At 71.2% G+C, this 10,410-nt stretch carries 10 protein-coding genes and 1 pseudogene; 7 read left to right on the top strand and 4 right to left on the bottom strand.

Translation table 11 applies throughout. From position 1 onward, the window contains the following. Positions 1 to 30 precede the first annotated feature (30 nt). The 4 genes from AC1PK7_RS15715 (at position 31) to AC1PK7_RS15730 (ending at position 3,909) form a co-directional block, all read left to right on the top strand. Positions 31 to 738, top strand: coding sequence for a fumarylacetoacetate hydrolase family protein (locus tag AC1PK7_RS15715; RefSeq protein WP_420007603.1), 708 nt, complete (start codon positions 31 to 33; stop codon positions 736 to 738). A gap of 124 nt (positions 739 to 862) precedes the next feature. Continuing rightward, positions 863 to 1,282, top strand: a complete 420-nt coding sequence (gene mscL, locus AC1PK7_RS15720) for a large-conductance mechanosensitive channel protein MscL (RefSeq protein ID WP_019802352.1) — start codon at positions 863 to 865, stop codon at positions 1,280 to 1,282. A 96-nt stretch (positions 1,283 to 1,378) separates the two neighbouring features. Further along, positions 1,379 to 2,794, top strand: coding sequence for a M28 family peptidase (locus AC1PK7_RS15725; RefSeq protein ID WP_481098739.1), 1,416 nt, complete (start codon positions 1,379 to 1,381; stop codon positions 2,792 to 2,794). A 65-nt stretch (positions 2,795 to 2,859) separates the two neighbouring features. Continuing rightward, positions 2,860 to 3,909 carry a LacI family DNA-binding transcriptional regulator gene (locus tag AC1PK7_RS15730; RefSeq protein WP_481098740.1) on the top strand — a complete coding sequence of 350 codons (1,050 nt, stop codon included), beginning with the start codon at positions 2,860 to 2,862 and terminating at the stop codon, positions 3,907 to 3,909. A 238-nt stretch (positions 3,910 to 4,147) separates the two neighbouring features. On the opposite strand, the pseudogene AC1PK7_RS15735 reads toward AC1PK7_RS15730, so the two are convergent. From AC1PK7_RS15735 to AC1PK7_RS15745, 3 genes and pseudogenes are all read right to left on the bottom strand, one after another. Beyond that, positions 4,148 to 4,993, bottom strand: a pseudogene (locus AC1PK7_RS15735) (cytochrome P450); the annotation flags it as partial. Between the two features lie 91 nt (positions 4,994 to 5,084). Continuing rightward, entirely contained in the window at positions 5,085 to 5,165 is an 81-nt protein-coding gene (locus tag AC1PK7_RS15740) for a tryptorubin family RiPP precursor (RefSeq protein ID WP_234006660.1), read from the bottom strand. 207 nt (positions 5,166 to 5,372) lie between these two features. Beyond that, a complete protein-coding gene (locus tag AC1PK7_RS15745) occupies positions 5,373 to 6,215 on the bottom strand; it encodes a TrmH family RNA methyltransferase (protein WP_481098741.1) in 843 nt (280 codons plus the stop codon). A gap of 466 nt (positions 6,216 to 6,681) precedes the next feature. Between AC1PK7_RS15745 and AC1PK7_RS15750 the strand changes: the two genes are divergently transcribed. Next, positions 6,682 to 7,743, top strand: a complete 1,062-nt coding sequence (locus tag AC1PK7_RS15750; RefSeq protein WP_481098742.1) for a hypothetical protein — start codon at positions 6,682 to 6,684, stop codon at positions 7,741 to 7,743. Positions 7,744 to 7,798: 55 nt separating this feature from the next. Here AC1PK7_RS15750 and AC1PK7_RS15755 read toward each other — a convergent pair whose 3' ends face one another. Next, positions 7,799 to 8,359 carry a GNAT family N-acetyltransferase gene (locus AC1PK7_RS15755; protein WP_481098743.1) on the bottom strand — a complete coding sequence of 187 codons (561 nt, stop codon included), beginning with the start codon at positions 8,357 to 8,359 and terminating at the stop codon, positions 7,799 to 7,801. Between the two features lie 166 nt (positions 8,360 to 8,525). Between AC1PK7_RS15755 and AC1PK7_RS15760 the strand changes: the two genes are divergently transcribed. Together AC1PK7_RS15760 and AC1PK7_RS15765 are read left to right on the top strand one after the other, a co-directional pair. Continuing rightward, positions 8,526 to 9,269, top strand: coding sequence for a polysaccharide deacetylase family protein (locus tag AC1PK7_RS15760; protein ID WP_148828492.1), 744 nt, complete (start codon positions 8,526 to 8,528; stop codon positions 9,267 to 9,269). After that, positions 9,266 to 10,387, top strand: coding sequence for a glycosyltransferase family 4 protein (locus AC1PK7_RS15765; protein WP_481098744.1), 1,122 nt, complete (start codon positions 9,266 to 9,268; stop codon positions 10,385 to 10,387). Before AC1PK7_RS15760 ends, AC1PK7_RS15765 begins: the two co-directional genes overlap by 4 nt. The last annotated feature ends 23 nt before the right edge of the window (positions 10,388 to 10,410 follow it).

Here is a 10,410-nt window from a genome sequence, read left to right on the forward strand (position 1 = left end):
CGGCATCCCCTTCTCGTTGGATGCACGCTCATGAAAGACCTGTTCGCTGCTGCCGAGGCTCCGCGCGTTCCCGTGCGTGGGCAGGGCTTGTTCCCCGTGCATCGCATCTACTGCGTGGGCCGCAACTTCGCCGACCATGCGCGGGAGATGGGCGCCAGCGCGCCGGCCTCGAAGGCCGAGCGCGGCCAGCCGACCTTCTTCATGAAACCGGCCGATGCGCTGGTGATCGGCGACGAGGCCATTCCCTACCCGTCCGCGACCCAGGACCTGCACCACGAGGTGGAACTGGTGGTGGCGCTGGGCCAGGATGCGCCGGCCGGCGTGCTGCCGGTGGAACGCGCCGAGGCGCTGATCCTGGCCTACGGCGTGGGCCTGGACCTGACCCGTCGCGACCTGCAGGCCGCGGCCAAGGCCAAGGGCCTGCCGTGGGATATCGCCAAGGGCTTCGACGCGTCTGCGCCGATCAGCGAGCTGATCCCGGCCGGCGAGGTCGGTGCGCTGGAAGCGCTGAACCTGTCGCTGGAAGTCAACGGCGAGGTGCGCCAGCAGTCGCTGCTGGAGCAGATGATCTGGAACGTGCCGGAGATCCTGCACGAGCTGTCCAAGCTGTTCGCGCTGCGCGCCGGCGACCTGGTGTTCATGGGCACGCCGGCCGGCGTGGCCGCGCTGCGTCCGGGCGACCGCTTCAGCGCGCGCCTGGAGAACGTGGCCGAGCGGCATGGGCGCATCGTCGGCTGAGTTGGTCGGCCGAGGACACGCGCGCGGTCGCACGGCGGACGCAGGCCTGTGACCCGACGACCACAATCGCTGCGCTAGGCTAGCGCCGCGGCGACAGGCCCGCACTGACAAGAGAGGAGTTCCGATGAGCATGATCCGCGAATTCAAGGAATTCGCCATGCGCGGCAACGTGCTGGACCTGGCGGTTGGCGTGGTGCTCGGCGCCGCGTTCGGCAAGATCGTCACCGCGCTGGTGGAGAAGATCATCATGCCGCCGATCGGGTTGCTCGTCGGCGGCGTGGACTTCTCGCGCTGGGCGTGGACGCTGAAGGCGGCCACGGTGGACGCGGCGGGCAAGCCGGTGCCGGCGGTGGTGATCGGCATCGGCGATTTCCTCAACACCATCATCCAGTTCGTGATCGTGGCCTTCGCCATCTTCATGCTGGTCAAGGCGATCAACCGCATCGCACGCAAGGAACCGCCGGCGCCGAAGGCCCCGACCGAGGAAGTGCTGCTGCTGCGCGAGATCCGCGATTCGCTCAAGCACGAACCGCGCGCGGAGTAAGCGCGACGGTGCGCGCGGCCTCTTCCATGGAGGCCGCGCCGTGCACGGCGGCGAGGCACTGTTAAGCTCCCCGTTCCTGTGTTCGCGGAGTTTTCCATGCGCCGTCTCGCCGTCGTCATCGCTGCCGTCCTGAGCCTGTCCTCCACCGCCAACGCGGCCGAGGCCACGCGCATTCCAGAGGCAGCGCTGCGCGATGCAGCGACCCTGCGCGAGCGGGCGCTGGCCGACGACACCGGCTGGAAGGTGGTCGAATCGCTGACCACCGAGATCGGCCCACGGATGGCCGGCAGCGAGGCCGATGCACGCGCCGTGGCCTGGGCCACGGCGAAATTCAAGGCACTGGGCTTCGACAAGGTGTGGACCGAACCGGTGACGTTCCCGAAGTGGGAGCGGCGCAGCGAACACGCGCAGGTGCTCGGCGCGCACGCGCAACCGCTGACCGTCACCGCGCTGGGCGGCAGCCCCGGCGGCACGGTCGAGGCCGAGGTGGTGCGCTTCGCCGACCTGGCCGCGTTGCAGGCGGCGCCCGCCGACGCGCTGCGCGGCAAGATCGCCTTCGTCGATTACCAGATGCTGCGCACCCGCGATGGCAAGGACTACGGCAACGGCGGCGCGGTGCGCAGCAAGGGGCCGTCCGAAGCGATCCGCAAGGGCGCCATCGGTTTCGTGATGCGCTCGGCCGGCACCGATTCGCACCGCGTGCCGCATACCGGCATCACCCGCTTCGACGAGGGACTGACGCCAGTGCCGGCGGCGGCGCTGTCGGTGCCCGATGCCAACCAGCTGGCGCGCCTGCTCGCGCTCGGCCCGGTACGCCTGCGCCTGGCGCTGGACTGCGGCTGGGACGGTACCGCCACCTCCTACAACGTGATCGGCCAGATCACCGGGCGCACGCTGCCGAACGAGGTGGTGCTGATCGGCGGTCACCTGGATTCGTGGGACCTGGGCACCGGCGCGATCGACGACGGCGCCGGCGTGGCGATCAGCATGGCCGCCGGGCATCTGATCGGCCAGCTCAAGCAGGCGCCCAAGCGCAGCATCCGCGTGGTCGCCTTCGCCAACGAGGAGCAGGGTCTGTACGGCGGCAAGGCCTACGCGCAGGCGCATGCCAAGGACGTGGCGCGGCACCAGATCGCCGCCGAGAGCGACTTCGGCGCCGGCCGCATCTACGCCTTCAACACCGGCTCCGGCGACGCCGCCGGCTCGCGCGAGGCGACCCGGCAGATCGCCGAGGCGCTGGCGCCGCTCGGCATCGCCTATGCGCCGGACGCCGGCGGCCCCGGCCCGGACGTCGGCCCGCTGGCGGCCAGGGGCGGCGCCTGGGCGTGGCTGGCGCAGGACGGCAGCGATTACTTCGATCTGCATCACACCGCCGACGACACCCTGGACAAGATCGACCCGAAGGCGCTGGCGCAGAACGTGGCCGCGTATGCGGTGTTCGCGTATCTGGCGGCGCAGGCCGACGGCGGGTTCGGCAGCCAGGCCAAGACAGTGGAACCGCCCAGGGAGTAAAGTGCACCGGACCTGCGCAGGACGCGCGCAGGGGCTTCCCTTCCGCAGCTGCGCCAGGACCTTTGATGGGCATACGGCAACGTCGCGCGGGCTCAGCGGTGACGTTGCTGGATGTGGCCCGCCATGCGGGCGTGTCGCCGATGACTGCTTCGCGCGTGATCAACCGCCACCCGCGCGTGAGCGCGACCATGCGCGAACGCGTCGAAGCGTCGATCCAGGCGCTCGGCTACCGCCCCAACCTCGCCGGCCGTTCGCTGCGCACCGCAGGACTGGCCCGCATCGGCGTGCTGTACAGCAACCCCAGCGCGGCCTACCTCAACCAGTTCATGCTCGGCGTGCTCGAACGCAGCAGCCTGGAAGGCTGCCAGGTGCTGGTGGAGAAGAGCGAGGACAGCGACAGCCAGCGCGCCGCCACCGAACGCCTGCTCGAGGCCGGTGCCGATGGCCTGATCCTGCCGCCGCCGCTGTGCGATGCGCGGCAGACCATCGCCGAACTGGAAGCGCGCGGCATCCCGCTGGTGGCGGTGGCCACCGGCGCGCCGTTGCCCGGGGTCAGTTCGGTGCGCATCGACGACTACGCGGCCGCATGCGCGCTCACCCAGCACCTGCTCGATCTGGGCCACCGCGACATCGGCTTCGTCAGCGGCGATCCCGGCCACACGCCCAGCGCGCTGCGCAGCCGCGGGTTCTTCGACACCATGGCGCGGGCCGGGCTGACGGTGGCGCCGGAACGCGTGGCCGAAGGCCTGTTCACCTACCGCTCCGGCCTGCTCGCGGCCACCGCGCTGCTGCAGGCCGCGCCGCGCCCCAGCGCGATCCTGTGCAGCAACGACGACATGGCCGCGGCGGCGCTGGCGATCGCCCACGGGCTGCGCCTGCGCGTACCCGAGGATCTGTCGATCGCCGGCTTCGATGACACGCCAGTGGCAACGACGATCTGGCCGGAGCTGACCACCATCCACCAGCCGGTCACGGCGATGGGCGGGGCGGCGGTGACGCTGCTGCTCGGCGAAATCCGTCAGCGCCGCGACGGCCTGCCCAGCCGCGGCACCCACCAGGTGCTGGACTACACCCTGGTCACCCGCGCCTCCACCGCGCCGCCCGCCGCGGGCTGATCGCGACGGCGTCGGGTGCGGCGTGCGCTGCCGCTCATGCGCGCGCGTGCCGGACCACGTCGACCTGGGCGACGCCCAGCAGGCCGGTCAACGGCACCTCGGCGCGGCGTTGCCGCGGGTCGGCGACCAATCCCTGGTTGCGCAGCAGGTCCAGCAACCGTTCCGCCAGCGGCATCACCATGTGCCGCCCCCAGCAGCGCTCGGAGGCATGGCCGAACGGCAGGTAGCCCGGCAACGCATCCGGGTCCAGGCCGTCCCAGCGCTCGGGCCGGAACGCCTCCGGTTCCTCCCACAGCGCCGGATCGCGATGGCTGAGCAAGGGCAGTACCAGCACGTCGTCGCCGGCGCCGATGCGCGGATCCAGCGCGCCATACTCGGGCGAGGCGTTGCGCAGGATGTTCCAGGACGGCGGCAGCAGGCGCAGGGTTTCGTAGAGGATATTGCGATTGGAGACATGCGGGTCGAACGGCGACCCCAGCCACAGCGCGTTGGCGACCAGCGTGGAAATGGTGAAGCACACCGGCGCGGCGGTGCGCCGGTACAGCCCCATCGCATCGCGACGTTCGCGGTAGTTGCCGGCCGCGGACAGCAGCGTGGCCAGTGCCGAGGCGTCCGCGCGCGGCGCCAGCGGTGCAAGCGCGCCGGCGGCGATCACCGCCCAGGTCAGACGCGGCGTCAGTTCCAGCGTGCGGTCCATCAGCAGGCGCAGCCGCCACGGATCGCCGCCGAGCAGCAGGTCGCGCAGATAGACATGGCCCACATGCGGCCAGGGGCCGGACAGGTCGAGCGTCGCGGGGACCGGACGCTTCAGCGCCTCGCGTACGTCGCGGCCGATCGCCTGCATCAGCTTGGCCGCTTCGCTGCGCGCGATCGAGCGGCCGTGCAACGGTTTGAAGGTCGGGCGTTCGTGTTCGGTCGCGGGCCGGGCCGCGAGCAGGCGGTCGGTCAACGTCGGCCCGGCAACGCCGACCGTGTCGGCATCCAGGCGGAACGCCTCCTGCCCCACATGCGTGCGCAACAAGTCCTGCAGACGCGGCGCGAAGACCGTGGCGCGCGCGTGGCGATCGACCAGGGTGGCGGACATCGCGAGTCTCCTGAAGGAACGGCGCCCGGCGCAGCGTCGCCGCCGCCGGGCACCGGCCGCACGCGACAGCGCGCGGCAACGCACAGGGCGCTCAGTACCAGATGTACCAGGCGTACGACTTCAGCGGCTTCTTCGACGACAGCAGGTGCTTGATGGAGAACAGCAGCTTCATAGCGACATCTCCGCAGGAGTGACGATGGCCCTTTCGGGAGGGGGAACTGCGCGGTCTCGCTGGCACGCATCGCGCGGCGCGCGATCGCATCGACGAGGCGCGCCTGCACGCTACGCCGCGGACAGGCGCCCCGCAAACCCGAAACCGGCAGACGCGCACACTATTTCGTAGCCAAATGCAGCCGACCGGTGACGCCGGCCGCCGGATTCAGCGCGCAGCGTGTTGGTGCGGATGCCGGCTGCGCCAGGTGCCCAGCAACACCGCGGTGGCGGCGGCGACATTGAGGCTTTCCACCGCGCCACTGCCCGGGATCGACAGGCGCAGGTCGCAGGCCTGCGCGAAGTCGCGATCCATGCCGTCGCTCTCGGCGCCCATGACGTAGACCAGGCGTTGCGGCAAGGCGCTGGCGAACAGATCGTCACCGCCGGCCACCAGCGTCGCCGCCAGGGCGAAGCCCGCGCCCCGCAACTGCGCCACCGCCTGCGCCGACGGCGGCAGCCGCACCAGCGGCACCGCCTCGGCGCCGCCCTCGGCCACGCGCGCGGCCGCACCGGACAGCGCCAGTGCGGCCTGCTCCGGCAACAGGATCGCGCCCACGCCGAAATGCGCCGCCGAGCGCAGGATCGCGCCGAAGTTGTGCGGATTGCCCACGCCGTCCAGCCACAGCGCCACCGCCGGCCCCGGCGCCAGCGTCTGCAGCCAGTCGGCCAAGGCCAGCGGCGCGACGCGCAGCACGTCGGCGACCACGCCCTCGTGGTGGCTGCTGGCGGCGAGCTTGTGCAGGTCGGCCTCGTCCACCACGCGGTAGCCGACCCGGTTGGCCACGCACCACTTCAGCAGCGGCTGCAGCGCCGGGATCCGCGCCTCGCTCAGGTACAGCTTGCGGATCGCCTCCGGCCGACGCGCGTACACCGCGCGCACCGCGTTGAGGCCGTAGAGGCGCAGTTCGTTGCGGTTGGTCGCCGCCGCCGCACCCTCGCCGCCGGCCCCTCTCCCGGAGGGAGAGGGGGGGCTTGCACCGCGTGGGCGGTTGCCCCAGGGCGAGGTCATCGGCGCACGCCCGTGGCGCAGCGGGAACGAAGGGCATGACGCATGGCAATCTCCTGAAAAAAGCGCGGGCCGCTCGTCGGGAACGGCGGGCTGCGGACATTTTCGCTCATCCGCGCGCCGCCGGCTGCCCCGGCGTGGTCCAGCGCGGCGCCGGCACTTGTCTACATCGCGCGACACGAAGCGCAAACCAGATCGCGGCGACGACCGAGAAGCAGTTCACCCTCGCCCGCACCATGCGGGATTCACGGGTAGACATGCGGAAATCCGACAAGCGTGCGCTGCGTGTTGGGTCCATCGTCGCCGCTTCCTCAGCGACCACGCAGGCCTCTATCGAGCACAGCCACGTCCCATCCCACTCGCTTCGCAGACGGGAGGCACGCCGCGACCGTAGGGCGCCGCAACGCGCCGCGCCGCCGCATGGCCTCCCGAGAACGCATTCCGCATTCTCACGACAAGGCGAACTCCCATGCACTCCGACTTCCTCACTTCTTCCTGGACCGCACGCCAGCGTGCCTGCAGCGCATTGCTGCTGATGCTGGCGCTGTTCGGCCTCAGCGCCAGCGCGCTGGCGCAGACCGCCGCGCCCGATGCACGCCTGGCCCGGGCCGGCGCCCTGCGCGCCGCACACAAACCCGCCGAGGTTCCCGACGACTACATCCAGACGCCCTTCGGCTACTTCGCGCCGGCCTGCGTGCGCCAGGTGCATCGCAACGAGCGCGTGCTCGGCGACGGCGGCCTGCAGCGCGCCAACGGCGTGCGCGAACAGGCGCAGGCCTGCACCCAGGACAACTTCACGCCCAGCGGCATCCGGGTACGGCCTGACGGAAGCGGCGTGGATGGCCGGCAAGTCCGCGGCAACGCCGCACTGGCGGCGTCCAGCGAGCGCCGCGCGGTGCCGCCGCCGATCACCCACGACTGGGTGCAGTCGGCCATCGACGTGACCGGCAACAAGATGGGCCGCATCGTGGCCAGTTGGACGGTGCCGCAGAACCCGACCAACGTGGCGCAGCAGACGGTGTATTTCTTCCCCGGCATGCAGAGCGACGATCCGACCATCCTGCAACCGGTGCTGGGCTACCGCGGCGACAGCAACACCTGGGATCTGAGCAGTTGGAATTGCTGCCAGGACGGCATGGTCTGGTACAGCGACTTCATCCCGGCCAAGGCCGGCGACCGGATCGTCGGCGACACCTATGCCACCTGCAACAACGGCAGCCCCTGCGCGAACTGGAACGTCGATACGCGCAACGTCACCACCGGCCAGAGCGTGCGGCTCAGCACCACCTACGACATCAATTCCCGGACGCACCTGGTGGTGGGCGGTGCGCTGGAAGTGTATGCGGTGGACAGCTGCGACCAATATCCGCCCGACCGCCGCATCACCTTCGAGGCGATCGGCGTCTACGACTACCGCATGCAACGGGTGGCATCGCCGGCATGGGTGTCCTACAACGACAGTTCCGGCCTGGACGTGCAGTGCGATTACGCGGTGGATACCACCGCCACCTCGGCGACCATTTCCTACTGAGGTCGCATGATCGCCTGAGCCCCGCGTCGCCGCCCGACGGCGGCGGCGACGCGGCTCAGGCGCCGGGCCAGGTGCGCGCGAACAGCCGCAGCGCGCGCCGTTGCCCGTCGCGTACCGAGACCTCGGGGCGCACGCCGATCTCGGCGAAGCCGTTCTTCTGCAGCACCCGCGCCGAGCCGTGATTGTCCGGCAGCGTCAACGCCTCGATCCGCTGCAGGCCTAGCGCCGGCACCGCCCAATCCAGGTAGGCGGCGACGATGCGGGTCATCCGCCCCTGGCCCCAATGCGCACTGCCGAGCCAGTAGCCGAGCTCGGCCAGCCCAGGCGCCGGCTGCGCCGCGGCATGCAGGCCGATGCCGCCGCAGGCCTCGCCGCCGATCTCGATCGCCAGCACCGGATGCCGCGGATCGTTCAGGTCGATCACCCGCCCGCCCAGAAAGGCCTCGCCGTCGGCCCGCGCGTAGGGGTGCGGAAAACGCCGGCTCAGCCCGCGCGCCACCTGGGCATCGTCGGCGTGGCGTAGCAGCGCGTCCAGATCGCTGGCGCGCCAGCGACGCAGCGCGATGCCGTCCCACTGCACATCCGGCTCTGGCCAACGGTCGGCAACGGCGGACATCGGTAGCTCCTGCGGCAACGGGACACCCAGCATAGCCGCCGGCCGGTCCGTCCGCCGGGGCGCGCGATCGTCTACGGCTGAGGGTTTTCCCCGACAGACCAGCGAAAGCCAGCGCCGCTAGACTCCCGCGCCGCACCTCGCCCTTCCGTCCCAAGAGCCGTTCCCGATGCCCTCCGACACCGCCGCCACGGCCCGCATTCCGATCTTCATGTACCACAACGTGGCCGAGGCGCCGCGCCACCTGCAGGTGTACCGCAGCCTGTACGTGAGCCCGGGCCGCTTCGCCCGGCAGATGCGCCTGCTGCAGCGGCTGGGCTACCGCGGCGTGTCCATGTCCGACGCCATGCCCTACCTGCGCGGCGAACGCCAGGGCAAGGTCGCGGTGGTCACCCTGGACGACGGCTACCTGGACAACCTGCACGCAGCGCTGCCGGTGCTGCAGCGGCTGGGCTTCACCGCCACCGTGTACATGGTCAGCGGCTGCATCGGCCGCCACAACGTGTGGGATGCGCAGAAGCTGGGCATCGAAAAGCCGCTGATGAACCTTGCCGAGCTGCGCCAGTGGCGCGCCGGCGGCATGGAGGTCGGCGCGCACACCCGCTCGCACCCGCACCTGACCGGCTGCAGCGATGCCGCCCTGCGCGAGGAGATCGGCGGCTGCAAGCGCGAACTGGAGGACCTGCTCGGCGAGGCGGTGCCGCAGTTCTGCTACCCCTACGGCGATGTCGACGACCGCGTCGCCGACGTGGTGCGCGAGGCCGGCTACACCGCCGCCACCAGCACCCGCCGCGGCCGCGCCCCGGCCGGCTCGGACCCGATGCGCTACCCGCGCATCCAGGTCGCGCGCCACCACCTGCTGCCGCAGTTCGCGCTGCGCGCCTTCACCGCCTACGAGGACCGGCGCGGATGAAATTCCTGTTCGTCGGCACCAATCCCGAAAACACCGGCGCGGCCACCCATTTCGTGGCGCTGGCGCAGGCGCTGGCCGGCGTCGGCCACCAGGTCGAGGTCATCGCCTGCGAAGGCGGCCTGATCGCCGACGAGTTGCGCCGCAGCGGCATCACCGTGCATGTCGGGCACTTCCGCAACGTGCTGGACCCGGACGGCTACGGGCCGTTGCTGCGGGTGGCGCGGCGCAGCCGGCCGGACTGGCTGGTCGGCAACTTCGGCAAGGAATACTGGCCGCTGCTGTTGGCCGGACGCGCCCTGGGCATCCGCGTGGCGCTGTTCCGCCACCGCACCCCGGCGATGAGCGCGCTGTCCGGCTATGCGATCCCACGCCTTGCCGCGCGCTTCTTCGCGGTGTCGCACTACGCGCGCCAGGCCTACCTGGAGCGCGGCGTGCCCGAGGCGCTGGTGCAGGTGCTGTACAACCCGGTGACCATGGAGCGGCTGCGCCCGGATCCGGAACGTGGCCGTGCCATCCGCGCCGCGCAGGGCTTGCCCGAGGATGCGATCGTGCTCGGCTACAGCGGACGCATGCATGCCGGAAAGGGCATTTTCCCATTGCTGGAAGCCGCAGGAGCGGCGATGGCGCAGGAACCGCGCCTGCACTGCCTGTGGCTGGGCGACGGCCCGGACGCGCCGCAACTGCAGGCGCAGGCCGCGGCGCAGCCGCACGGCGAACGCCACCGCTTCGTCGGCTGGGTCAACGACACCACCCCGTACTACAACGCGATGTCGATGCTGGCGTTTCCGTCGCTGGCGCCGGAAACCTTCGGCCGGGTCTCGGTGGAAGCGCAGGCCAGCGGCGTGCCGGTCCTGGCCAGCCACGTCGGCGGTACCGCCGAGACGCTGGACCCCGGCGTCAGCGGCGAACTGCTCACGCCCGGGGACATCGCTAGCTGGCGCGACGCGATCCTGCGTCTGTGCGACAGCGAACGGCGCCAGCGCATGGGCCAGGCCGGGCGCGACTTCGTGCAACGCCATTTCGGCGGCGCGGTGATCGCCGCGCAGTTCGTGCACCTGCTGCAGCAGCCGCGCTGCGCGCCGCGGCCGCTGGCGTCGTCGCGGGTCGATCCGGCCTGAAGCAAGCCGGTCCGAGCGATCCC

This window comes from Xanthomonas sp. NCPPB 3174 (assembly GCF_056725205.1).